The sequence below is a fragment of the Streptomyces sp. NPDC052299 genome (genome assembly GCF_040679335.1).
In the GTDB taxonomy this organism is placed as follows: Bacteria; Actinomycetota; Actinomycetes; order Streptomycetales; family Streptomycetaceae; genus Streptomyces.
In genome coordinates this window covers 88,066-111,298 of record NZ_JBFAUP010000008.1, presented here as the reverse complement: position 1 = coordinate 111,298, position 23,233 = coordinate 88,066, and the positions used below count along the sequence as shown (strand labels likewise).

Below are 23,233 nucleotides of genomic sequence, written 5' to 3'. Positions count from 1 at the left end.
GCTAAGCGCTTGCTCAGCCATGGTTAAAAGTTACCCGGCGGTCATGGGGCTGTCCAGGGTGATGCGGAGCACGCGGGGGCGGGCCTTTGGCGACTTCCGGTCGATAGGGTGATGCGCGGTCCGCGCCTTCGGGCGGACGTGAGCGGAACGAAACGGTGGAGCTGTGCACATAGAGCGGCATGTACTCGACGAGGCGCGGGTCTCTGCCGCCCGGGACGGTTTCGACCGACGGATCGGAGGGCTGGTGCGGACCATGTCCTCGGAGCGGATGACCGCCAACGACTGGTCCCTGCTGGCGGAGGAGTTCCTCGACCACCTCGGTGCGCTGTCCGTCCAGCACCCCGCACTCGACACCCCGCAGGCGGAACACGTCCTCCGTGCCGCAGAGCAGGCGGCGACCGGCGCCGTCGCCTTCGCCGCGTACTTCCCGGGCCACCCCTTCACGGTCTCCCTGGACTACGTGAACTTCGGGGTGTCCTACGACGCGGGTGCGGACGGAAGCCGTGTTTCCCTCGGCTCGTCCGACTGGCTCGACGCCTTCTGTCTGGCCGTGCTCACGGACACGGTCGAGCGCCACCGCGAGGCGTTCTACCACGCGCGGAAGTCTCAGGAGGGGGCCGGCCTTCCCGTCGACGCGCTTGCCGACGGCCTCATGGCGTACGTCCTGGGGGACCTGGACGACGACGACGCGGACTATCCGCCCACGGAGGCACAGGTGCTCGCCGCGATCGACGCCGGGCTCGCCCGGATCCGCGCGTTCGGTGCCGAACTTGGGCGCGACGTCGGGGAGCGCCCCGACTATCTCGCCCTCCTGGCGCTGCGCGGCCTTGCGGCGGGGGACGGGGAGGCGTTCGACGCGGCGTTGGGCCGGCTACTGCTGACGTACAAGTCGTTCGGCGAGGTCAGCTCACAGCCCCGTTCCCTCTTGCCGCTCACCCCCCTCGCGCTCGCCGCACTGGCCCACCGCCGCAGAGGCTGGACCCCTGCCGTGGACAGTGACTACCTTCCCCGCGCCGTGATCACCGGCTTCGAGACCGCGCGCTCGCGGGAGGCTCCGAACCGGGCCGACATGGTCGCCGCGCTCCGTTCGGGGGTGGAACTCTTCGGGCGGCCCGGCGAGTAGTGCGGTTGCCGTCAGGTGGGGAACTCGCCGATCCAGGTGCGCTGGAGGAGGTGCTTGGGGAGATAGTCGGATTCGATGTCGAGGGGGAAGTCGGCGTCGTGGGCGAGGCAGGCGATGGCGAGGGGGCCGAGGGCGATGCTGCCGTCGATGTCCGTGGTCCGGTCTTCGGTGAGGGTCCAGTACGCCTTGTGGAGCTTGAGGGCGTCGGCGAGGGCGGGGGCGAAGCCGTCCCGGTCCTGGCGGACGTAATGGTAGAAGAGGTTGATGGGTGGGTAGAGGACGCCGTCCATCAGGTCTCGGGGGGCGATCTGGGCCACGGAGGGGTCGGACGCCTCGATGGTGGCGATGAGTTTGTCGGCGAGGCCGAGGCCGCGGAGCCACCAGGTCTGGAGGGTGTCCACCCAGTGGTAGATGTACTCGTCGTACTGCCCCTGAGGTGACCGCAGCCGTTCCAGCGGGATTTCGCTGAGCTGCGTCATCCGTTTCTCGTCACGGCAGATGACGGCGAGCCAGAAGGCGGACAGCCAGTTGCCCGCGTCGGCCATGGACAGCGGGCCGGCGGCGGGGATGGTGCGCAGCTTCCTGTTGATCCGGCATTCGACAGTTCCTTCGTTCACCGCGCTCGCAGCGAACAGTGCCGAACTGACCTGCATGGCGTTGACCGTGGCTTCCCACGTCTCCACCTTGGAGGCCCGCGGATCGATGGCACAGCGGGCACGGAGTACCAGCAGGGAGGAGCTGAACGTGAAGTCGATCAAGTCCGATGAGTCGTCCAACTCGTCCATTTCCTCGACCAGGTCCTCGCTCAACTGGTGAGCGTGCTCCTCCGCTTCGGCTCCTCTCTGGAGGTCGTGGCGAGCAATGACTACGGTCATGAGAGAGTCCCTTGCATTGTCAAAGTCGGCGTGCTGCTCGGTGGTCCGTCGGCCGAGGACCATTGGGGGCACATGAGCTGGGAGGCGTAATCCTGTCCGGTGACGGACGGCATGCCGGGAGTCAGGCTCATCATTGCAGCGATGCCTGCGGCGTGACGGTGCTTGGCCGCGGTCCAGTCGGCGGCCTGTGAGGCGGGCTCCGGCACCTCGATCCCGTGGCCGGTTCCCGTGTAGGGCTCTGTCATTGCTTGGCGGCCAGTCCTCGGAGGGCGGTGAGGCTCATGCGGCCGACGGAGTGGCCTCCCTCCGGGAGATGGCCGGTAAGGTGCCGCAGGGCCTCGGAGGGCGTCAGGCCCGCGTCGTGGGCGGCGCGCAGGCGGCCTAGCCAGCGGAGTCCGGAGCGGTACGTCTCGTCGTCGCCGACGTCCTGCGGCTCGAAGCTGGCCGCGTGCTCGGCGTCGGAGGCCCAGAGGTATCCCAGCAGTCCGTGTTCACCGAGCACGGGTACGTATTCGACTTCGCCTTCCGCTGTGCGCTGGTAGCCGATGCGACCGAAGCCTGGAGCGTGGGTGAAGTCGTTGTATCGGTAGGGGATTTCGAAGCTGGACCACACATCGGTCGGTTTTCCGTCCTCCCGGAGGAAGTTTTCGACCCCCGTCTCGGTCGGACGGCCGAAGTAGGTCGGGTCGTCCGGGTCGGTCTCCGAGCTCAGTCCTTCGGACAGGCTCTGCAGGGCGGCCGACAATCGGCCGGCGTTGGCCGCATGGACATTCGGCTGCGCGCGACCTTTGAGGTCGTACGGCATCCATGCATCGGAGAACGTCGCGAGCTCGGTGCTCACGTAGTCGAGGAAAGCTGAGCTTCCGATCAGGAAAAGGTTCTCCTCGCGAATTTCATGGACACCGTCGATGATCACGCCGGTGCACTTCAGGCTGGCGTAAGCAGACCCGACCTCTCCCGGGCGCAGGGATTCCTTGACCTGTTTGGTGAGGTTTTGTCCGGTGTCGGACCGGAGCGTGTCCAGCTCGAAACTCTCTTTGAACAGATAACTATTCGATCGGCCGGATTCTGAGACGAACAAGGAGATGTGAGGATTTTCGGATACCAGTTGGTGCTCGATCAGGACGGCCCAGGCGGTGGTCAGGTCGTGGAAGCATGCGGCGATTTCGTTTCCGGGACGACTGTCGCGTCCCCATGTCCAGCGGGCCACGGGAGTGCTCGTGATCACAGTGCTTCCTCCGGCATGAACAACGTTCCCTTGGTGTCGATCATGAAGGTCTTGAAATCTGCGCCGGAGGGTCAGACGGGGAACTCTCCGACCCAGCTGCGTTGGAGGATGTGCTGAGGGAGGTAGTCGGATTCGACCTCGATGGGGAAGTCTCCGTCGTAGGCGAGGCACGTTATGGCAAGCGGGCCGATGGCCCATAGGCCCTTGGTGTCCTCCTCGTGGTCCTCGTCCTGTGTCCAGTACGTTTTGTGAAGTTCAAGTGCTTCCGCGAGGGCGGCGTTGAAGCCGTCGTGGTCATGTTTGATGAACCGGTAGAAAAGGTTGATCGGCGGGTACGAGATTTTCTGCAGCCAGTCTCGCGGGGCGATCTCGGTTACGTCCGGGTGGGAGGTCTGGAAGGCTGCTGTGAGGGCCTCGACCATTGCGGGTTGCTGACGTGACCAATATGCCTGCAGCGTGGCTACCCAGTGATAGAGATATTCGTCGTGCTGTGCACCTGAGCCGCGCAACACGGCCATGGGTACTTCGCTCAGTTCGGTCAGCCGTTCCTGGTCGCGGCAGATGGCGGCGAAGTAGAACGCATCGATCCACGACGGCGCGTTGGTGTAGGTCCTGGCGCCGGTGACAGGGAGCGTGCGCATCTCGTGATGGATGCGGCACTCGAAGGTGTCACCCCTGGCGGTGGCGGCGCGGAAGATCGCCGATCCCACTTGCATGGCGTTCACCACGGCCTCCCAGGTTTCGATGCCTGAGCACGTGGGGTCGACTGTCGACCGGGCGCCGACGCATGTGCGGACGGAGTTCCACAGGGCGTCGAGCATGTGTGGCGACTGCTCGATCGAGGAGATCTCGTCGAGGGTCTCCTCGGTCAGGGCTCGTGCGAAACCTTCGTCGTCGGGCCCTGGCACGCCATGGCGAGGGATGGTCACGGTCACGAAGGCTCCCTGATGTCGAACTTCTGAGTCGAGTACCCAGTGTATGTACCTGCGTTGTCCCGGCCCCTGACGACGATGTAATCGACTCGGCCGTCCCGTAGTGCGTTTCGCAGGTCGGTCGACAGCTTTCCTTCGCTGGGAAACTTTCGCCGTCTTTTCTTCATTTGGTCGAGTATATCGAGGAAGTAGGTGCGTGAACCCTGAGAATAGCGCGCCCCATTGATCAGGCGTTCCCCCAGTGGTGTATCGGTATGACTCTTCGCCTCTACGACGATGAATCGATCCCCGTCCTTGTAGACCTGATCGAACTGGGCGTTGCCATTTTTGGGTCCGTGCAAGGTTTCCGGCCTGGCGTTCGGATAAAGTTCAGGGATGGCGTGTAGGCGTGCTACGCCTTCCCCATATGTTTCGCTGGCTTTGGTTGATGCGTTGTGGGGGCCTCTGTGTCTTTCGGCTGCTTCTTCCAATGCTGCGCGCAATTCGTCGGTTCGGTGGAGCTTGTATTCCTTCCTGGCGTTGCCGTGCTCCACATGGAACGGATGGTCTGCGGCGATGGCGTCGTGCCGGGCCTTTGCTAGTTCGTCTAGCTCCGCGCGGGCCTCTGGCGTGGCCGCCGTTCGTCCCCTCTCCAGCGGCATGTCGTCGAGGTAGGCAGGGGGGAGCGGGGGTGCGAGATCTGACTTCGCCACCCAGGTGCCATCGGGCAATTCAACGAGTTGCGGAGGGACGATATTCGTCCAGTCGGTGCGGGTCTCGCTGAGGCGGTAGCCGTTTTTGCGGTAGTACTCCTTGCGGTACGCAAGATCGTAATTCGCACGCTCCACTTGATGTTCCATGATTGCTTGGCGTTCGGCCGGGGTGTACGTGCGTGGATCCCGGGGCTCGGGCAGACCGTGGGTGGTGGCGGGACGGTGACCTGGTCCGCTGCCGTCGCCTCTTCCATGGCTGGCGCTCTGCTCAGGGGCAGCATGGCCGGTGCCGTGGTTGACGGCAGTCGGCGTGCCGTTGCCGCGTCCGCCGGTGGTGGCTCTGTCCGTTGTGCCGGAGCCAGGTGGCTGGTGGCTGATCGAGTTCTGGGCGGAGTGAGCGCCGACTCCGGCCATTTCGGAAGCCCTGCTCGGCGTTTCCGGGCGGGTGGTGCTCGCCCCCGCCCCCTCCTGGTGGGCCGCCGAGTGGTGTTGGAGGAGGGTGCCGTCCTCGCGCAGGAGGTTGCCGTGGCCGTCCAGGTAGACCGTGTTGCCGGCCTCGTCCGTGCCCCTGAGCACGTTCTCCGGCAGGGCCGTCGTGCCTTCGGGGAGTTTGAGCGCGCCCTCGGGGATGCGGAGGGAGCCCGCGGGGGGTTGTACGCCCTCCGGGAGGCGGACCACGCCGTCGCCCAGATCCATCGCTCCCGGGGGGATCTCCGCGCCGTCCGGGAGTTTGACCGCGCGGCTCGGGACCTCGAACGCGCCCTCCGGGACCGCCGCGCCCTCCGGCAGGTGCAGGGTGCCGTCGGGGAGTTTGAACGCGCCTTCCGGGAGGGTGACCGCGCCCTCGGGGAGGCTGGGTATCTCGAGCTTTCCCAGGCCCTTGAGCGCCGCCAGGCCGTCGCCGATCTTCGTCAGGCCCATGCCGGCGCCCTTGAAGACGTACGTCATCGGGTCCACGACCCGGCCCACCTTGCCCGCCGTGGACAGGGCCTTCGCCGCGACGGCCGCCTTTCCGGCGCCGGAGGCCGCGCCGCCCGTGCCGCCGGTGAACACCGTCGTGACGACGTTGAACGCCACCGCGCCCGTGGCCCGGGAGGGGTTCTCGCTCCACTGGTCCCAGGCCAGCAGCGCCTTCCCGGTCTCCTTCATCGCCGTGCGGGACTCACGCACGTAGGAGGGCAGCTTGTCGTCCGGCAGTCCCCAGTACAGGCCGGCCAATGGAGTAGCGGTGATCGCCACGCCCGTGGCGAGCTTCCCCAGGCCCGACCACGCCTGCTTGGCGGAGTCCCAGCCGTCGGTGCCGACCAGGGTGCCCAGGCCCTTGATCGTGCCCCAGACACCGTCGACGAAGAAGCCCTTCACGAAGTCCCAGGCGTGTTCGTGCAGTTGCCACCAGGGCTTGGACTCCTCGACCGGGTCGCCCCAGGGCAGGCCCCCGGCGTGCTTCAGGGTCTCGGCGTCGTAGCCGTACGTGCCCTTCTTGCCGGAGCCGTCGTCCGTCTTCAGCGCGGGGCCGCCGACCAGGGCGACGATCTTGTCGTGGCAGGCCCGCTCCACGGCCTGGAACGCCGCCCAGGTCTCGGCTATCTCGTCGTGGCGGCGGTTGTTCTCCTCGACCAGGTCGCCGTCCTCGCGCCACTTGTCGTCGTCCTTGATCCGGACGACGAAGGACTCGGCCTCGCGCTTGAGCTCCTTCAGCTTCTCGACCAGCGGGTAGGCGTCGGCCGAGTACGTGGACAGCGCGGCCGTGATCGTCTCCAGCTCGGACTTCAGGGAGGTCCCGCGGTCCGCGACCGGTTTCGTCGTGGCGAACAGCTGGTCGGCCTCCGGCGCCTCGTAGAACGCCTGGAGGCCGCCGAAGCTGCTGTGGACGTCGCCCGCGGCGGTGGCGGTCGACGCCCCGCTCTTCGTCAGCTTGGTCACGCTGGTGTCCAGCAGGGCGAGGTTGCCGGTGAAGACCGGTATGCCCGACGGGGTGACCGCCTCGTTCTTGCTCACTTGGCCGTCCTGATGTCCTTCAGCACGTCCAGGCGGACCGATCTGGCGGCGTCCTGGGCCCGCTTGGCCGTGTCGAGGTCGCCCTCCACGTACTCGTTCGTCGCCGTCGCGGCGCCCAGCACGGCGGCCTGGATGCGCTCCGCCATCGACTTCAGCTGCGGCTTCCGCTCCGTCATGTACGTGCCCAGCGCTGCGGCGACCGGTCCCAGGGTGGGGTGGGACAGGGGCTCCGCCCCCACCGCCACCGGCCCGGCGACCGGCAGCGACGCCGCCGAGCCCGGCACCGCCGTACCCGCGTGCGTCGCCGCCTCCGACATCGCGGTGACCATGGCGTTCAGCGCCTTCTCCAGGTCACCGGCGTGCGTGCCGACCTTCTTCAGCTGCCCCTGCACACCCTGCGGTTTGATGTCCCAAGCCGTCACCGGCCGCCCCCCCCGGAGTCGTGACGTCAGCCGATGTTGTCGACGGCCGCCTTCGCGCGGGCCAGGGTCTGGTGGGCCGTGCCGTCGTTCTTCTCCAGCGTGGAGCGGAGGAGCTGGATGATGTTCTTGACCTCCTGGGAGGTCGCCTGCCAGCGGAGTTCCTTGCCGTGGTACTCGTCGGCCACGCCGTCCGCCGCGAAGTCGCTCATCGCGGCCTTGACCTGGCCGTCCCGGGCCGTGATGACCAGTTCGAGCTGGGCGATCACCGTCTGGAGGCTGCCCTGCACCTCGGTCGATGCGCCGGTGTCGTACGAGCGCCGGTCCGTGTTGCCGCCTTTTCCTGCCATGCCTTTTTCTCCCCGTCAGGAATGTGTACGGATGCGTCGAGAGTGCCGTTCGCGCCGGCTCAGCGGGCGCCGAAGCGGGCCGCGTCGAAGTTGGCCGAAGCCATCTGCGTACGCGCGTTCTCGCCCTGCTCCTGCTCGCCCGAGCCGAAGGCCGCGTCCATGCCCTGCTGGCCGCCCAGGATGCCGGAGAGCGAGGCGTTCAGCGCCGCGGTGATCTCGTCGGAGCGGTTCTTGAAGTCGTCGAACGCGATCTTGCCCGCGCCGTTGAACTTGCCCTCCAGCGGCTCCGCCGCGGCGATCAACTGCCGGATCAGCGTGCCCAGATCGGTGCTGGAGCCCTGTGAGTGCTTGAGCAGCGTCGACAGGACCGTGGACCCCATGTCGAACTTCATCGGCTTCCCCCCATGCGTCGAACCTCGAACGGTTGTGTTCGTTCCAGCGTCATGTCTATCAATCCGCGCGTCGCTACTGCAATCTGCAATCGGCCATGTCGTCACGGTGGTCGGGCGATCGGGCCGGATGCCCCCGTAGTCGCGCTTTGCGAAGGAGTACGTCAGTGCGGCACGAACACCGTCTGCGTCAGCCGGTTCGGGCGCCCCCGCTGGATGAACACCCCCCGGCCCGGGGCCTGTTGGGCGGCGTACACGCCGGGGAAGAGCTGGCCCTCGCTGCGGTCGCCGGACATCACCAGCGCCGAGGCCCCCGACTCCCGCAGGCTCTGCACCACCGGCTCGTACATGCCGCGCGCCGCCCCCGCCACCCGCCGCGACAGGACGAAGTGCAGGCCGATGTCCACGGCGGAGGGGATGTACGGGAGGAAGGCGGCCAGCGGCGACTGGCCCGCCGTCGTCAGCACGTCGTAGTCGTCCACCAGGACCACGATGCGCGGGCCCTTGCCCCAGCTGCCCGGCTCCAGGTCCTCCAGGCGGGCGTTCTCGTCCGGCAGCCGCTTCTCCAGCTCGGAGGCGATCGCGGCCGAAAGTCCCATGCAGAGCTTGGAGTTGTACGCGTAACCGCCGTTCAGCTCCTCCGGGACCACCCCGCGCAGCGAGCGCCGGGGGTCCATTACCGCGAAGACGAGGTCGTCCTCGCCGTAACGGTCGGCGAGCCCCTGCGCGACCGCGCGCAGCAGGTTCGTCTTGCCGCACTCGCTGTCCCCGAGGACCAGGAGGTGCTGGTCGTGGCCGAAGAGGTCCAGCAGCACGGGCGCCAGGGCCGACTGGTCGAGGCCCAGCGGCACGCGCTCCGGCTCCGCCGCCCGGCCGGGCAGCAGATGCGGTTCGAGCACGTGCGGCAGCACCCGCACCGGCTGGGCGACCTCGCCGTGCCAGGTGGCCCGGACCGTGCGCGCGGCGCGCTCCAGGACCGCGCCCAGCTCCGAGGTCTCCGCGACCCCGTCCGTGCGGGGCAGGGCGACCTGGGCGAACAGCTTCCCGTCGGTGAGGACGCGGCCCGGCTCGTCGGGGGAGAGGGTCTCGGCCAGCTTGCGGTCGATGCTCGACTCGCCCGGGTCGTTGAGCCGCAGCTCCACGCGCGTGCCGAAGTTGGACTGGATCGCGATGCGCACGTCGTTCCACCGGAGCATCCCGGCGACGACGTGGATGCCGTAGCCGCCGCCCCGCTTGAGGATGTCCGCGACCGCGTCGTCCAGCTCGTCGAAGTCGTCGCGCAGTGCGCCGAACCCGTCGATGACGAGGACGATCTCGGCGGACGCCAGCTCCGGCAGCCGCCCCGCCGCGTGCAGGGTGCGCAGCTGCTCGACCGAGTCGATGCCGTGCTCGCGGAACAGCTCCTCGCGCAGCGTGAGCATCGCGCGCACCTCCTCGACCGTGCGCGCCGCCCGCTCCCGGTCGGCGCGGCCGGCCACGCCGCCGACGTGCGGCAGCCCGGCGAGCGCCTGGAGGCCGCCGCCGACCAGGTCGAGGCCGTAGACGCCGACCTCCTGCGGGGTGTGCGTGAGCGCGAGGGAGAGGACCAGGGTGCGCAGCAGCGTCGTCTTGCCGGACTGCGGGCCGCCGATGACCGCCACGTGGCCGCCGGCCACCGTGAGGTCGAGGAGCCACTGCCCCTGCCACTGCTTGGCCGGGTCGTCCAGCAGCCCGAGCGGGACGAGCAGCGGGCCGCGCTGCCGGGTGCCCGGCCTGCCCGCGTCCGGGCGCACCCCGGTCAGCCGCATCCCGCTCACCCCCGCGTCCAGCGGTCCGGCGACCGCGTCCAGGGTGACCGCCGCGGGCAGCGGGGGCAGCCAGATGCTCCGCACCCCGGGCGCCGCACCGGTCAGCTGGTCCACCATGACCGCGAGTTCGGTCGGCCCGGTCTCCCGGCGGCGGGCCGACGGCTCGCGGTCCTGCGGGGCGCTGTCCGGCCCGGCGAGGGTGTTGTACGCCTCGTACGGGAGGGCGAGCGGCCCGGTCTCCTCCTCGTCGGCGGACCGGACGGGGCCCCGGTACGCGCCGGAGACGTATCCCGCCTTGAAGCGCGTGTAGTGGCTGGTGTCCACCTTGAGGAAGCCGAAGCCGGGCAGCGGCGGCAGGTGGAAGGCGTCCGTGGTGTCCAGGACCATCCGCGACTCGTCGGCGGAGAAGGTGCGCAGGCCGAGGCGGTACGAGAGATAGGTCTCCAGGCCCTTGAGCTTGCCGCTCTCGATGCGCTGGCTGGACAGCAGCAGGTGCACGCCGATGGACCGGCCGATCCGGCCGATGGACAGGAACAGGTCGATGAAGTCCGGCTTGGCGGTGAGGAGTTCACCGAACTCGTCGATCACCACGAACAGGTGCGGCAGCGGCTCCAGGTCCGGCCGCTTCTGCGCGCGCAGCGCCGCGTAGTCCCCGATGTCCGCGACGTTGCCCGCGTCCTTCAGGGCCTGCTGGCGGCGCTTGACCTCACCGGCGAGCGAGGAGTGCACGCGCTCGACCAGACCCGCCTGGTTCTCCAGGTTGGTGATGACCCCCGCCACGTGCGGCAGGTCCGCGAACGGGGCGAAGGTGGCGCCGCCCTTGTAGTCGACCAGGACGAGCGCCAGGTCCTCCGGCGGATGCGTGGCGGCCAGGCCGAGGACCAGGGTGCGCAGCAGCTCCGACTTGCCGGAGCCCGTCGCGCCCACGCACAGCCCGTGCGGACCCATGCCCAGCTCGGAGGACTCCTTGAGGTCCAGGAGCACCGGCTCGTGCGCGTCGCTGATCCCGATCGGCACCCGCAGGAAGGCCCGTTCGCCGCGCGGCGCCCACAGCCGGTCCAGGTCCAGCGCCGCCACGTCCTGGATGCCGAGCATCGCGGCGAACTCGACGGGCCCGGCCAGCGGCGCGTCGGCCAGGGACTCGGCGGACAGCCGCAGCGGCGCGATCATCCGGGCCAGGCCCTCCGCGAAGTCCGTCCCGACCTCGTCCACCGTGCCGTGCGACTCGACGGGCTCCGCCGCGCGCAGGTCCTCCACGACCACGTCGGTGCCGTCCACGGTGAGGCGCACGTTGACGTGGTCCGGCTCCTGGACCCGCCGGTCGAGCAGGTGCACCACGGTCACGCCCATCTCGCGCAGCCCGACCGCGTCGTCGGGGCGCGGCAGGTCCACGGCGTCCTCGCCGTGCCCGTCGACCACCACGAGCAGCCGGGAGTTCATCGCGAGCGCGTCCCGCCCGGCCAGGCCCCGGCGCACCTCGGCCGCGTACGAGGCGCGGCGGCGCAGCTCGGGCCCGAGGAGCCGGGCCAGCCGTTCGGCGGAGGGCGCGATGCGGCGGGCGGCGACCGGTCCGTCGGACTGCTCGGGGTCGAGCAGATGCGGCAGCCACTTCGCCCACTCCCAGTCGCCCATGCGCTCACCCGACGCGGCGACCGCGATGGCCACGTCGTCCGGCGCGTGCAGGGCGGCCGCCTGGACGAGCAGGGCGCGCACGACCCGCAGGCCGTCCTCGCGGGGGCCGACGACGCTGACGTTCCCGGCCCGGTCCAGCGGGACGGTCAGGGGGAGTTCGGTGCCGTTGCGGAACCGCTGCACCAGGGCCGATGCCTCGTTGAGCATGAAGAGGTCGGGCGGGGTGAGGACGCACGAGCCCTGCTCGCCGATCCGGAGGTCCCGCAGCGGCATCTCGCCCGTGCCGGCCCGTATCCGCAGGAAGTCGTCGTCGGCCCTGCGCCGCTCCCAGAGCCGGGCCGGGTCGCGCACGATGTCGTAGAGGGCGTACGGGGACGGGTTGAGCACGTCCGCCTGCTCCCGCCGGACCCGCTCCTCGGCCGACAACTCCTCGCGCAGGTCCTCCACATAGGCGAGATACGCCTCGCGCTGGGTGCGCCGGGTCCGCTGCGCCTTGCCGCGCTGGGAGAGCAGCAGCACCGCCGAGCCGATGACCGTGACGACGAGGATGATCGCGCCGAGCCCGGCGAACTGGCTGTTGCGGACCACCGTCATCATCACCACGGACGACATGACCCCGGCGACCGGGAGCAGCGACATCGCGATGTTCCCGGACTTGCCCTCGGGCAGGTTCGGCGGCGCCTCGATGGTGCGCGGCTCGGAGTCGGCCGGCGGGCGCGTCGTGCGGGCGGGGCGGTGGATCAGGCGGGTGCTCATCGGCTCCGTCCGGGAATCTCGGCCGGGTGGGCGTACGAACGTGGCACCGGGGTCACCGGCGCTTCTGGGACAGCTCGAAGACCTCGGCGGCGAGGCCGGTGGCGGCCAGCCGGGCCGGGCGCGAGAGCAGTCCGGTGCGCAGCGGTCCGCCGGCCGCCAGGTGCCGGTCGTACGGCAGGACCCGGACGCGGGCGCCGGTCGTGGCGAGACGTTCGGCCGCCGCGTCGAGGTCGATGCCGGGGCGCGGGGTCATCACGGAGAGTGCGACGACGGTCCCCTCGATGACGTGCGGGGGGAGCGCCCGCAGCCACTGGAGCACGGCGTACGTGCTGGTCACACCGTCGAGCGTGGCGGGCGCCGCGAGCACCCGGGCCTGCGCGGCGGACAGGGCGACCCGGGCGACCTCGGCGGGCAGCGTCTCGCAGTCCACGACGGTCACCCCGAAGTAGCGGCGCAGGGCGACCATCACCCGTTCGTACGTGACGGTGTCGATCATGGCCCCGATCCGGCCCTGGCTGCCGGGCAGCAGCCAGGCGTTGTCCGGGAGCTGGGTGAGATAACCGGTGACGTCGAGCAGCGACATCTGCGGGACCGCGATGTCCGCCAGGTCGGCCGTGGTCCACCGCAGCGCCTCGGCGCCCAGCCGCAGCGGCAGCGAGCCCAGCGCCGGGTCGGCCTCCACGAGGAGGACGGGGTCCTGCCGGTAGTGCGCGTACGTGGTGCCGAGCAGCGCGGTCACCGTCGTCTTGCCGGCGCCGCCCCGGATGGACGTGACCGCGATCTGCCGCCCCGTCGTCACCGGCTGCTGGAGCACCTCGGCGGTACGGGTGAGCGCGGCGACCTCCCGGGCGGCGGACCCGGAGACGATGCGGCGCACGGCGCGCGCGGCCCGTACGGCGACGGCTTCACCGCGCACCGGCCTCCGCGCCACGGCGGCCATCGCCTGGTCGAGGACGGGGAGCGAGTCGGGGGTGGGGGGAGGCGTCGGCGTCCCGGGCCAGGTGCGGGCGGCGGGCGCCTGCGTCGCCGGTTCCGTCCGCGCGGGCGGGACCGCGGGGCGCCGGGCCTCCTGGGCCGCCGGGGTCCCGGCCGGGCCCGGCCTCTTCAGGTCGCGCAGGAGGTCGCCCTGCCAGTTGTGGTCCGCGTTCGGCATGTCTGCCCTTCTTCGCCGCTTCGATGCCCCGCCGGGAGCGCCCGTGTGTGGTCTCGGAGTCGTCAGAACTTGTTCAGCAGCTGCCCGTAGACGCCGAACACCCCGACGGCGAGCGGGAAGAGCCCCACGACGCCGATCGACTCGATGAGGTCGGCCGTCCGCCGCAGCCGCACCCGTACGTGCTCGGCAGGCTCCGCCACCAGCGCGATCAGGGGCAGCAGCGCGGCCGCGCACAGGACCGCGACCGGCCCCGCGCCCCCGGAGTGGTCCAGCCACAGCACCACCAGCCGCACCCCGGTGAACGCGGCGGCGGCGAACAGCGCCACCACCTCCGCGACCAGCGGGAACGCTCGCGCCCGGGACAGCAGCACGACCGCGACCAGGCACGGCAGCAGCACCGTCCACACCGTCGGCCGGTCCGCCGTGGTCAGGAGGTGGGCGCCGGCGGCGGCCGACACCGCCGTGACGAGCGTCGCCAGGGCGAGGCCCCGGTGCGTGGCGGCCAGCGCGTTGCCCACGTCGTGGCGGCTGACCGAGGCACCGCCCGAGCGGCGGTCGTCCAGCCCCGTGAGGCCCGACGCCATCAGGGCGAGCCGGGGCAGCAGGCCGAGCAGGACCACGGAGAACACGGCCATCACGGCGCCGAGCCGGGCCGGGTCCGCCGCGACGGCCGCGACGGCCTCCCAGACCGCCGTCAGCACGGCCGTGGCCAGCGCCCCGATCAGCCCGCCCCGCCCCAGCGGCGACAGCAGCCCGAGCAGCACCAGCGACAGGGCGACCGCCCCGGCCACGGCCGCCAGCCGCAGCTCACCGGACCAGTCGTACGCGTCGGCGGCCGTCCACGCCGTGAGGACGCCGAGCCCGGCCGAGACGAGGAGGAGCGCGGTCGCCAGCGGGCGGTTGCCCCGGCCGAGCCGGGCGACCAGCGCACCGGCCACCAGCAGCAGGACCGTGACGCCCGCCAGCGCCCCGGCCAGGGCGCCCAGCGGGAACTCACGGCGGGCGAGCAGCGCGGCGGTCACCGCGAAGACCGCGGTCGCCGTGCCCGCGCCGACGCGGCGGGCGGCCGGACGCCAGCGCCAGGTCTGCAGGTCCAGGCTGTCGGCCACCTGGTCCGTGACGTCGTGGACCACCGGGGCGGGTGGCGCCGCGTGGCTGCGGACCAGCCGGAGCACGGCACCGTCGCCGATGCCCGCCGAGGCCAGGGTGGCGTCGTGCGGCAGCGCCGAGCCGTCGGCGGTGAGCAGCTGCCGGGTCAGCGGGCGGGAGGCGGCGCGGTCGTCCAGCAGCTGGAGAATGTCCGGAAGGAGCTGCCCGACCGGGGTGTCGGACGGCAGGACGAGATCCGCGCGGCGCCGCTCGCCGACCAGGGTCACCCGGCTCATTTCCGCCCGGGAAGCCATCGCCGTACTCACTGCCGTACTCACTGACGAAAACCAATCATCGCGACGTCCAGGGATTTCGGGGGCAATCGGTCACATCCGTCAACCGGTCAGCGGTTGTACTGCTGGTACTGCCGCTGCTGCTTCTCCTGCTCGGCCTTCTGCTTGTCCAGGGTGTGCTGGAGGAAGGACCACCCGACGCAGCCCGCGCACAGCACCGCGGTGATCGCGATGCCCGCGAACACCTTGCCCAGGCGCTCGTCGGCCGTCCGCCGCGCACGGCCGGTGCCGAACAGGAGCGCGTCGCGCATCCGCCGGCGGCGTACTCCCACCGACTCCAGCAGCTGACTGTCGTAATCCCGTGCCATGCGACCCCCCTTTGCCACTGCAACATAAGCCATGGGGTGACGGGAAGGACACCTCGGGTGGCCGGATCGCGGGCGCGCGGGGCGGGGCGTGGGGGTTTCATCCGTTCCGGTGGGTGAGTGGACGAAACGTACACTTCAGTCCGGCCCCGCGGCCCCCTAACGTCGCCCCGGCACACGCATCCCAGGAAAGGGCACCCCCCGTCATGACCAGCAACGAGACGCCCCGCGGCCCCGTCGACTCCTCCCGCGTCCCCCGGTACGCGGGACCGGCGACGTTCGCCCGGCTGCCCCGCCTGGACGAGGTCGGCACGGCGGACGTGGCCGTCGTCGGGGTGCCGTTCGACTCGGGCGTCTCCTACCGGCCCGGCGCCCGCTTCGGCGGCAACGCGATCCGTGAGGCGTCGCGCCTGCTGCGCCCCTACAACCCGGCGCAGGACGCCTCGCCCTTCGCCCTGGCGCAGGTCGCCGACGCGGGGGACATCGCGGTCAACCCGTTCGCCATCGAGGAGGCCGTCGAGACCGTCGAGGCGGCGGCCGACGAGCTGCTGTCCACGGGCGCCCGGCTGATGACGCTCGGCGGCGACCACACCATCGCGCTGCCGCTGCTCCGCTCCGTCGCCAAGAAGCACGGCCCGGTCGCGCTGCTCCACTTCGACGCCCACCTCGACACCTGGGACACCTACTTCGGCGCCGCCTACACCCACGGCACCCCGTTCCGCCGGGCCGTCGAGGAGGGCATCCTCGACACCTCGGCGCTCTCCCACGTCGGCACCCGGGGCCCGCTCTACGGCAAGCAGGACCTCACCGACGACGCCAAGATGGGCTTCGGGATCGTCACCTCCGCCGACGTGATGCGGCGCGGCGTGGACGAGATCACCGACCAGCTGCGCGGGCGCATCGGCGACCGGCCGCTGTACATCTCCATCGACATCGACGTGCTGGACCCGGCGCACGCCCCCGGCACCGGCACCCCGGAGGCCGGCGGCCTCACCTCGCGCGAGCTGCTGGAGATCGTGCGCGGCCTGGCCTCCTGCCACCTGGTCTCCGCCGACCTGGTCGAGGTCGCCCCCGCGTACGATCACGCGGAGATCACCTCCGTCGCCGCCTCGCACACCGCGTACGAGCTGACGACGATCATGACCCGGCAGATCGCGGAGGCCCGGCAGCGTTGAGTCACGACCACCACGACGAGCGGCCCGAGCTCACCCCGGCGCAGATCGAGGCCGCGCTGAATCCCCCACCGGGGCGCACCGGCGGCGACCTCGTCGTCGAGACGCTGCGGGGACTCGGCGCGACGACGGTCTTCGGGCTGCCCGGACAGCACGCGCTGGCGCTGTTCGACGCGCTGCGCCGCTCGTCGCTCCAGTACGTCGGGCTGCGCGTCGAGAACAACGCGGGCTTCGCGGCCGACGCCTACGGGCGGATCACCGGCGAGGTCGCCCCGCTGTTCCTGTCGACCGGGCCCGGCGCGCTGACCTCGCTCGCCGCGCTCCAGGAGGCGGCCGCCGCCTCCGCGCCGGTGCTCGCGGTCTCCGGCCAGGTCCCGGTCCGGGGTCTGGGCGGCGGACGCCACGGTCATCTGCACGAACTGCGCGACCAGCAGGCGTCGTTCCGGGACGTCGTGAAGTCCGTCCACACCGTGCGCGCGGCCTCGCAGATCCCGTCCGCGATCGCCGCCGCCTGGGAGTCCGCGCTGACGGCCCCGCACGGCCCCGTCTGGGTCGAGATCCCGCAGGACGTGCTGGACGCGGAGACCGGGCTGCCCGTGGTCCTCGCCCCGGACGCCACCCCGCGCGAACTCCACGCCCGCCCGGAGCTCGTCGCGGTCGCCGCGCACCTGCTGTCGAACGCCGAGCGCCCGGCGATCGTCGCGGGCGGCGGAGTCGTACGGTCCGACGCCTCCGGGAAGCTGCGGGCGCTGGCCGAGAAGCTGGCGGCCCCCGTCGTCACCACGTACGGCGGGAAGGGCGCCTTTCCCTGGGTCCACCCGCTCTCGCTCCAGTCGTGGGTGGAGGACCGGCACGTCACCGACTTCCTGGCGGACGCCGACGTCCTGCTCGTCGTCGGCTCCGGACTCGGTGAACTCTCCTCCAACTACTACACGTTCGCCCCGCGCGGCCGGGTGGTCCAGATCGAGGCGGACGCCGGGAAGCTGGAGGCCAACCTCCCGGCGCTCGGCATCCACGCGGACGCCCGCGACGCGCTCGCCGACCTCATCGACGCGGTCGCCCCGCGCGAGGACCCGGCAGCCGCGGACCGGGCGGCCGGGGTGCTCGCCCGGGTCCGGGACCGGATCGCCGGCCAGGGCCGCGAGCTGGAACAGGACCTTCTGACGGCGATCCGGACCGCCCTGCCCGACGCCTCGCCCAGCTTCTGGGACATGACGATCCTGAGCTACTGGGCCTGGGCCGCGTTCGACGCCCGCCGCCCGAACACCATGCACTCCGCGCAGGGCGCGGGCGGCCTGGGCTACGCCTTCCCGGCGGCGCTCGGCGCGGCGGTGGCCGACCCGACCCGGCCGGTCCTCGCGGTCTCCGGCGACGGCGGCGCGATGTACTCCCTGGCGGAACTGGCCACCGCCCGGCAGTACGGCCTGCCGGTGACCTGGCTGATCGTGGACGACGGCGGCTACGGCATCCTGCGCGAGTACCTGACCGGCGCCTTCGGCGAGACCACCGGTACGGAGCTGGCCCGCCCCGACTTCGCGGCCCTCGCCGAGTCCTTCGGCGTCCCGGCGGTCCGGACGAGCCCCGAAACGCTCGCTGCGGACCTGGCGGAGGCGTTCGGCCGGCCGGGGCCCTCGGTGGTCGTACTCCCGGCCCTGCTGAAGATGTTCGAGCCGACGCACCTGTAGCGGACCCGGGGCCGCCGCGGCGGCCCCGGGCGGCTCACTTCGCGGCGCCCTCCAGCGCCTTCACCTGCGCGCACCACCCCAGGTGGAAGTCCTCCCGCTGGGCGTGGCTCAGGTGGGCCGGCAGCTCCTTGGCGTGGGGCAGCAGTTCGGGGATCGCCCGGAAGACGGCCGCGGCCTGCGGACCCCGGCGCAGCTGCTGGGCCTGCATGAGGTACGGGACCACCTGCTCCACATGCCTGCGCAACTCGTTCAGCGGCTTCTCCGACGCCTTCGACCGGGCCCCCTTGTCGTCCAGCGACGCCTTCCCGTTCGATGAGCCGAGCCGTTCGAGCGCCGCGAGTGCCGCGTACAACTGTCCGCAGCGATAGGCGTCCGTGAGCTGACCGTCGGCCATGTGCCCTCCCTTGATCCACCGGCGGACTTCATGGCTACCCGTCCCGGAACGGCGGCGAACCCCGGGGTCCGGGCCCGTACAACCTTCCGGCCCCCCGCGAGTCATCTCTTGCGGGCGTGCCGGGGGGCCGCCCACAGGAACCGTTCAGGGGGAACGCACCAATGACCACGTCCCGCACCACCGGGCGCCGCCGCGCCGCGCTCTGTGCCGCCGTCGCCGCCGGGGTCCTCGCGCCCGTCGCCCTCGCCGCCGCGCCCGCGTCCGCCGCGACCACCGCCGTGAGCTGCACCTCCGGGCGGACCGGGCTCGCCGCGCAGCTGACCAAGGACATCACCGCCGCGCTGAAGGGCCGCAAGTCCACCGTCGCGCTCGCGCTCTACGACCGGTCCACCAACACCACGTGCACGCTGCGCGCCACGAGCAAGTACGACTCCGCGAGCGTCGTGAAGGCGACCGTGCTGGCCACGCTCCTGTGGGACAACGCCAAGCACAACCGCTACCTCACCCAGCGCGAGATCGACCTCAGCACCAAGATGATCACCAAGTCCGACAACGACGCGACCACCAGCCTGTGGAAGCAGCTCGGCGTCACCAAGATCAACGCCTTCCTCAAGGCCGCCGGGATGACCCACACCGTGCCCGGCTCCGGCGGCTACTGGGGCCTGACCCAGATCACCGCCCAGGACGAGCAGCGGCTGCTGACCCTGCTCACCTCGAAGAACTCCGTGCTCACCGACAGCGCCCGCTCCTACGAGCTGGGGCTGATGAGGAAGGTCGTCTCCTCGCAGCGCTGGGGGACCCCGGCCGGTGCCGTCCCCGGGACCACCGTCCAGCTCAAGAACGGCTGGCTGCAGCGCTCCACCCACGGCTGGCGGGTCCACAGCATCGGCGCCTTCACCGGCAACGGCCACGACTACGGGCTGACCGTGCTCACCCAGGACAACAAGACGATGACCGACGGCATCAACACCATCCAGGCCGTCGCCCGGGTCGTCCACAAGGACCTCAACCCGCGCATCATGCACGCAGCCCGCTCCTAGCCACGAACCCGGCGGGACCTGGGTCCCAGGTCCCGTATTTGTTGCGGAGGGATGAAATCCGCAGCACACCGTGTTGGTGCCTTCCGTCGGAACAGGTCGGACGGGAGGCACCGGGTGGCGGACGCACGGGAGACGGAACGCGGGCAGCGGGGCGGCTGGGCGCGCAGACTGAGCGGATACGCCTGGCGCTACCGGCGCAACGTCCTGCTGGCCCTCGGCTCCTCGCTGGCCGGCATGGCCGTGATGGCCCTCGTCCCCCTGATCACCAAGGTGATCATCGATGACGTGGTCGTCGGCCACACCCGCTCCCTCGCCGTCTGGACCGGCCTGCTGATCGTGGCGGCCGCCCTCGTCTACGCCTCCACCTACATCCGCCGCTACTACGGCGGCCGGCTCGCCCTGGACGTCCAGCACGACCTGCGCACCGGCATGTACGGGACGATCACCCGGCTCGACGGCAAGCGGCAGGACGAACTGTCCACCGGGCAGGTCGTCGGCCGCGCGACCAGCGACCTCCAGCTCATCCAGAGCCTGCTCTTCATGCTCCCCATGACCATCGGGAACGTGCTGCTGTTCCTGATCTCCCTGGTCATCATGGCCTGGCTGTCACCGCTGCTGACCCTCGTCGCCGTCGCCGTCGCCCCCGCCCTCTGGTACATCGCCCGCCGCTCCCGCGCCCGCCTCTTCCCCGCCACCTGGTACGCCCAGTCGCAGGCGGCCGCCGTCGCCGGCGTCGTCGACGGGGCCGTCTCCGGCGTCCGCGTCGTCAAGGGCTTCGGGCAGGAGGAGCAGGAGACCGGCAAGCTGCGCGAGGTCGGCCGCAAGCTGTTCGCGGGCCGGCTGCGCACCATCCGGCTGAACTCCCGCTACACCCCCGCCCTCCAGGCCGTGCCCGCCCTCGGCCAGGTCGCGATGCTGGCCCTCGGCGGCTGGCTGGCCACCCGGGGCGAGATCACCCTCGGCACGTTCGTCGCGTTCTCCACGTACCTCGCGCAGCTCGTCGGCCCGGTCCGGATGCTCGCCATGGTCCTCACCGTCGGCCAGCAGGCCCGCGCCGGAGTGGAACGCGTCCTGGAGCTCATCGACACCGAGCCCTCCCTCGAGGACGGCACCAAGGAGCTGCCCGCCGACGCCCCGGCGAGCGTGGAGTTCGAGAACGTCCGGTTCGGCTACGACGAGACCCGCCGCCCGGTCCTCGACGGCTTCTCGCTCACCATCGAACCCGGCGAGACCGTCGCCGTCGTCGGGGCGTCCGGCAGCGGCAAGTCCACCGTCTCGCTGCTGCTGCCGCGCTTCTACGACGTGACGCACGGCGCGGTCCTCGTCGGCGGCCACGACGTGCGGGAGCTCACCCTCGACTCGCTGCGCGCCGCGATCGGCCTCGTCCCCGAGGACAGCTTCCTGTTCTCCGACACCGTCCGCGCCAACATCGCGTACGGCCTGCCCGGCGCCACCGACGAGCAGATCGAACAGGCCGCCCGCTCCGCCCAGGCCCACCGCTTCATCGCCGAGCTGCCGAACGGCTACGACACCAAGGTCGGCGAGCACGGGCTCACCCTCTCCGGCGGCCAGCGCCAGCGCATCGCCCTCGCCCGCGCCATCCTCACCGACCCCCGCCTCCTGCTCCTGGACGACGCGACCTCCGCCGTGGACGCCCGCGTGGAGCACGAGATCCACGAGGCCCTGCGCCAGGTGATGGCCGGGCGCACGACCCTGCTCATCGCCCACCGCCGCTCCACCCTGAACCTCGCGGACCGCATCGCCGTCCTCGACGAGGGCCGCCTCGCCGACCTCGGCACCCACGAGGAGCTGGAGCGCCGCTGCGCCCTCTACCGGCGCCTGCTCACCGACCCCGACGAGCTGGGCAGCCCCTCACCGGGCCACCGCCCGGCAGCCGCCCCCGAGGAACCGCAACGGGACCGCGCGCTCCAGGAGGAGATCGACGCCGAGTTCGACGCCGAGCGCGGCATCACGCCCGCGCTGTGGGTGCGCCGGGAGCAGGACCGCAGCGCGGGCGCGGCGGGCACGCCCGCCACACCCGAACTGCTCGCCCAGGTGGACGCCCTGCCCCCGGCGAACGACACCCCGGACGTGGACGAGGCCCGCGCCGTGCGCCCCGAGGACTCCTACGGGCTGCGCAGGCTGCTGCGCGGCTTCGGTCTGCCGCTGCTCGTCAGCCTCGGCCTGGTCGCCGTGGACGCCGGGGCCGGGCTGCTGCTCCCGGTCCTGATCCGGAACGGCATCGACGACGGGGTCACCCAGCTCGCGCTGGGCGCGGTCTGGACGGCGTCCGCCTTCGCCCTGGTCGTCGTCCTCGTGCAGTGGGCGGCCCAGATCGGCGAGACCAGGATGACCGGCCGCACCGGTGAGCGGGTGCTGTACGCGCTGCGGCTGAAGATCTTCGCCCAGCTCCAGCGCCTGGGGCTCGACTACTACGAGCGCGAGCTGACCGGCCGCATCATGACCCGGATGACGACGGACGTGGACGCGCTGTCCACGTTCCTCCAGACCGGCCTGGTCACCGCCTTCGTCTCCGTCGTCACCTTCCTCGGCATCATGGTCGCGCTGCTGGTCCTCGACGTGGAACTGGCCCTCGTCGTCTTCGCGACCCTGCCCGTCCTCGTCGTCGGGACCGTCTTCTTCCGCCGCAAGAGCGTCAAGGCGTACGAGCTGGCCCGGGAGCGGATCAGCGTCGTCAACGCCGACCTCCAGGAGTCCGTCGCAGGACTCCGCATCGTGCAGGCGTTCCGGCGCGAGCGGGACGGGGCCGAGGCGTTCGCCGCGCGCAGCGACGAGTACCGCGAGGCCCGGGTGCGCGGGCAGTGGCTGATCTCCGTCTACTTCCCGTTCGTCCAGCTGCTGTCCTCGGTGGCCGCGGCGGCGGTGCTGATCGTCGGCGCCCACCGGGTGGACGACTCCACGCTCACCGCGGGCGCGCTGGTCGCCTACCTGCTCTACATCGACCTGTTCTTCGCGCCCGTCCAGCAGCTCTCCCAGGTCTTCGACGGCTACCAGCAGGCCGCCGTCTCCCTCGGCCGCATCCAGGAACTCCTGCGGGAGCCCGCCTCCACCACCGACCGCGACGACCCGCGCCAGGTCCGCGAACTGCGCGGCGAGATCGCCTTCGAGGACGTGTCCTTCGCCTACGGGGACGAGGAGGCGGCCCTCCGGGGCGTCGACCTGCGCATCCCGGCCGGGCAGACCGTCGCGTTCGTCGGGGAGACCGGGGCCGGGAAGTCCACCCTGGTCAAGCTGGTCGCCCGGTACTACGACCCGACGGACGGCCGGATCACCGTGGACGGCGCGGACCTGCGTGGCCTCGGGCTCACCGGGTACCGGCGCAGGCTCGGAGTCGTCCCGCAGGAGGCGTACCTCTTCCCCGGGACCGTGCGCGACGCCATCGCCTACGGGCGGCCGGACGCCACCGACGCGGAGGTGGAGGCGGCCGCCAGGGCGGTCGGGGCGCACGACATGATCGCCACGCTGGACGGCGGCTATCTCCACGAGGTCGCCGAGCGCGGCCGCAACCTCTCGGCCGGGCAGCGCCAGCTGATCGCGCTCGCCCGCGCCGAACTGGTCGACCCGGACATCCTGCTCCTGGACGAGGCGACCGCCTCCCTCGACCTGGCCAGCGAGGCGCAGGTGAACCAGGCGACCGACCGGCTCGCGGGCCGCCGCACCACGCTCGTCGTCGCCCACCGCCTGACCACCGCCGCCCGCGCGGACCGGGTCGTGGTGATGGACCACGGCCGGGTCGTGGAGGACGGCACCCACGACGAACTCCTGGCCCGCGACGGTCACTACGCGGTGCTGTGGCGCACGTTCATAGGGGAGGACGAACCCGCGGGCGTGTGACCCGGG

General features: G+C 71.3%; 17 protein-coding genes. 5 read left to right on the top strand and 12 right to left on the bottom strand.

What is annotated here, in order from left to right; all coding sequences use genetic code 11:
• Positions 1-163 precede the first annotated feature (163 nt).
• Positions 164-1,123, top strand: a complete 960-nt coding sequence (locus AB0L33_RS15640; RefSeq protein ID WP_365681600.1) for an Imm49 family immunity protein — start codon at positions 164-166, stop codon at positions 1,121-1,123.
• Positions 1,124-1,134: 11 nt separating this feature from the next.
• Here the strand turns inward: AB0L33_RS15640 and AB0L33_RS15635 are convergent, their stop codons facing one another.
• The 11 genes from AB0L33_RS15635 to AB0L33_RS15585 all read right to left on the bottom strand — a co-directional run bounded on the left by AB0L33_RS15635 (position 1,135) and on the right by AB0L33_RS15585 (position 15,084).
• Positions 1,135-1,998: an immunity 49 family protein gene (locus AB0L33_RS15635; protein WP_365681598.1), complete on the bottom strand. Its 864-nt coding sequence runs from the start codon at positions 1,996-1,998 to the stop codon at positions 1,135-1,137.
• A gap of 241 nt (positions 1,999-2,239) precedes the next feature.
• Positions 2,240-3,226 (bottom strand): hypothetical protein, encoded by a 987-nt coding sequence (locus AB0L33_RS15630; RefSeq protein WP_365681596.1) that lies wholly within the window; start codon positions 3,224-3,226, stop codon positions 2,240-2,242.
• A 71-nt stretch (positions 3,227-3,297) separates the two neighbouring features.
• Positions 3,298-4,161: an immunity 49 family protein gene (locus AB0L33_RS15625; protein WP_365681594.1), complete on the bottom strand. Its 864-nt coding sequence runs from the start codon at positions 4,159-4,161 to the stop codon at positions 3,298-3,300.
• Positions 4,158-6,773, bottom strand: a complete 2,616-nt coding sequence (locus AB0L33_RS15620; RefSeq protein ID WP_365681591.1) for a hypothetical protein — start codon at positions 6,771-6,773, stop codon at positions 4,158-4,160. Before AB0L33_RS15620 ends, AB0L33_RS15625 begins: the two co-directional genes overlap by 4 nt.
• A gap of 71 nt (positions 6,774-6,844) precedes the next feature.
• Positions 6,845-7,270, bottom strand: a complete 426-nt coding sequence (locus AB0L33_RS15615) for a DUF6507 family protein (protein WP_365681589.1) — start codon at positions 7,268-7,270, stop codon at positions 6,845-6,847.
• A 26-nt stretch (positions 7,271-7,296) separates the two neighbouring features.
• Entirely contained in the window at positions 7,297-7,617 is a 321-nt protein-coding gene (locus tag AB0L33_RS15610) for a pore-forming ESAT-6 family protein (RefSeq protein WP_365681588.1), read from the bottom strand.
• A gap of 59 nt (positions 7,618-7,676) precedes the next feature.
• Positions 7,677-8,009: a hypothetical protein gene (locus AB0L33_RS15605; protein WP_365681586.1), complete on the bottom strand. Its 333-nt coding sequence runs from the start codon at positions 8,007-8,009 to the stop codon at positions 7,677-7,679.
• 161 nt (positions 8,010-8,170) lie between these two features.
• A complete protein-coding gene (gene eccCa / locus AB0L33_RS15600; RefSeq protein ID WP_365681584.1) occupies positions 8,171-12,181 on the bottom strand; it encodes a type VII secretion protein EccCa in 4,011 nt (1,336 codons plus the stop codon).
• A 52-nt stretch (positions 12,182-12,233) separates the two neighbouring features.
• A complete protein-coding gene (locus AB0L33_RS15595; RefSeq protein ID WP_365681582.1) occupies positions 12,234-13,334 on the bottom strand; it encodes a MinD/ParA family protein in 1,101 nt (366 codons plus the stop codon).
• Between the two features lie 62 nt (positions 13,335-13,396).
• Positions 13,397-14,737 carry a type VII secretion integral membrane protein EccD gene (eccD, locus tag AB0L33_RS15590; protein WP_365681580.1) on the bottom strand — a complete coding sequence of 447 codons (1,341 nt, stop codon included), beginning with the start codon at positions 14,735-14,737 and terminating at the stop codon, positions 13,397-13,399.
• A gap of 89 nt (positions 14,738-14,826) precedes the next feature.
• On the bottom strand, positions 14,827-15,084 hold the full coding sequence (locus AB0L33_RS15585) for a hypothetical protein (protein WP_161212351.1): 258 nt from the start codon (positions 15,082-15,084) through the stop codon (positions 14,827-14,829).
• Positions 15,085-15,287: 203 nt separating this feature from the next.
• Here AB0L33_RS15585 and speB point away from each other — a divergent pair, with 203 nt between their 5' ends.
• Both speB and AB0L33_RS15575 read left to right on the top strand, forming a co-directional pair.
• Positions 15,288-16,256: an agmatinase gene (gene speB / locus AB0L33_RS15580; RefSeq protein WP_365681577.1), complete on the top strand. Its 969-nt coding sequence runs from the start codon at positions 15,288-15,290 to the stop codon at positions 16,254-16,256.
• Positions 16,253-17,938: a thiamine pyrophosphate-binding protein gene (locus tag AB0L33_RS15575; RefSeq protein WP_365681575.1), complete on the top strand. Its 1,686-nt coding sequence runs from the start codon at positions 16,253-16,255 to the stop codon at positions 17,936-17,938. Before speB ends, AB0L33_RS15575 begins: the two co-directional genes overlap by 4 nt.
• Positions 17,939-17,972: 34 nt before the next feature.
• Here the strand turns inward: AB0L33_RS15575 and AB0L33_RS15570 are convergent, their stop codons facing one another.
• Complete coding sequence (locus AB0L33_RS15570) at positions 17,973-18,332, bottom strand: hypothetical protein (protein ID WP_365681573.1); 360 nt, start codon at positions 18,330-18,332, stop codon at positions 17,973-17,975.
• Between the two features lie 161 nt (positions 18,333-18,493).
• On the opposite strand from AB0L33_RS15570, the gene AB0L33_RS15565 reads away from it, so the two are divergent.
• Together AB0L33_RS15565 and AB0L33_RS15560 are read left to right on the top strand one after the other, a co-directional pair.
• Positions 18,494-19,372 (top strand): serine hydrolase, encoded by an 879-nt coding sequence (locus AB0L33_RS15565; protein WP_365681571.1) that lies wholly within the window; start codon positions 18,494-18,496, stop codon positions 19,370-19,372.
• Positions 19,373-19,486: 114 nt separating this feature from the next.
• Positions 19,487-23,227 (top strand): ABC transporter ATP-binding protein, encoded by a 3,741-nt coding sequence (locus tag AB0L33_RS15560; RefSeq protein WP_365681569.1) that lies wholly within the window; start codon positions 19,487-19,489, stop codon positions 23,225-23,227.
• The last annotated feature ends 6 nt before the right edge of the window (positions 23,228-23,233 follow it).

What these genes read in the sequence shown, in the direction of transcription:
- AB0L33_RS15570 (WP_365681573.1), bottom strand. Translation starts at nt 18,332, where the DNA reads ATGGCCGACGGTCAGCTCACGGACGCCTATCGCTGCGGACAGTTGTAC.
- AB0L33_RS15605 (WP_365681586.1), bottom strand. Translation starts at nt 8,009, where the DNA reads ATGAAGTTCGACATGGGGTCCACGGTCCTGTCGACGCTGCTCAAGCAC.
- AB0L33_RS15635 (WP_365681598.1), bottom strand. Translation starts at nt 1,998, where the DNA reads ATGACCGTAGTCATTGCTCGCCACGACCTCCAGAGAGGAGCCGAAGCG.
- eccCa (WP_365681584.1), bottom strand. Translation starts at nt 12,181, where the DNA reads ATGAGCACCCGCCTGATCCACCGCCCCGCCCGCACGACGCGCCCGCCG.
- AB0L33_RS15585 (WP_161212351.1), bottom strand. Translation starts at nt 15,084, where the DNA reads ATGGCACGGGATTACGACAGTCAGCTGCTGGAGTCGGTGGGAGTACGC.
- AB0L33_RS15610 (WP_365681588.1), bottom strand. Translation starts at nt 7,617, where the DNA reads ATGGCAGGAAAAGGCGGCAACACGGACCGGCGCTCGTACGACACCGGC.
- eccD (WP_365681580.1), bottom strand. Translation starts at nt 14,737, where the DNA reads ATGGCTTCCCGGGCGGAAATGAGCCGGGTGACCCTGGTCGGCGAGCGG.
- AB0L33_RS15595 (WP_365681582.1), bottom strand. Translation starts at nt 13,334, where the DNA reads ATGCCGAACGCGGACCACAACTGGCAGGGCGACCTCCTGCGCGACCTG.
- AB0L33_RS15565 (WP_365681571.1), top strand. Translation starts at nt 18,494, where the DNA reads ATGACCACGTCCCGCACCACCGGGCGCCGCCGCGCCGCGCTCTGTGCC.
- speB (WP_365681577.1), top strand. Translation starts at nt 15,288, where the DNA reads ATGACCAGCAACGAGACGCCCCGCGGCCCCGTCGACTCCTCCCGCGTC.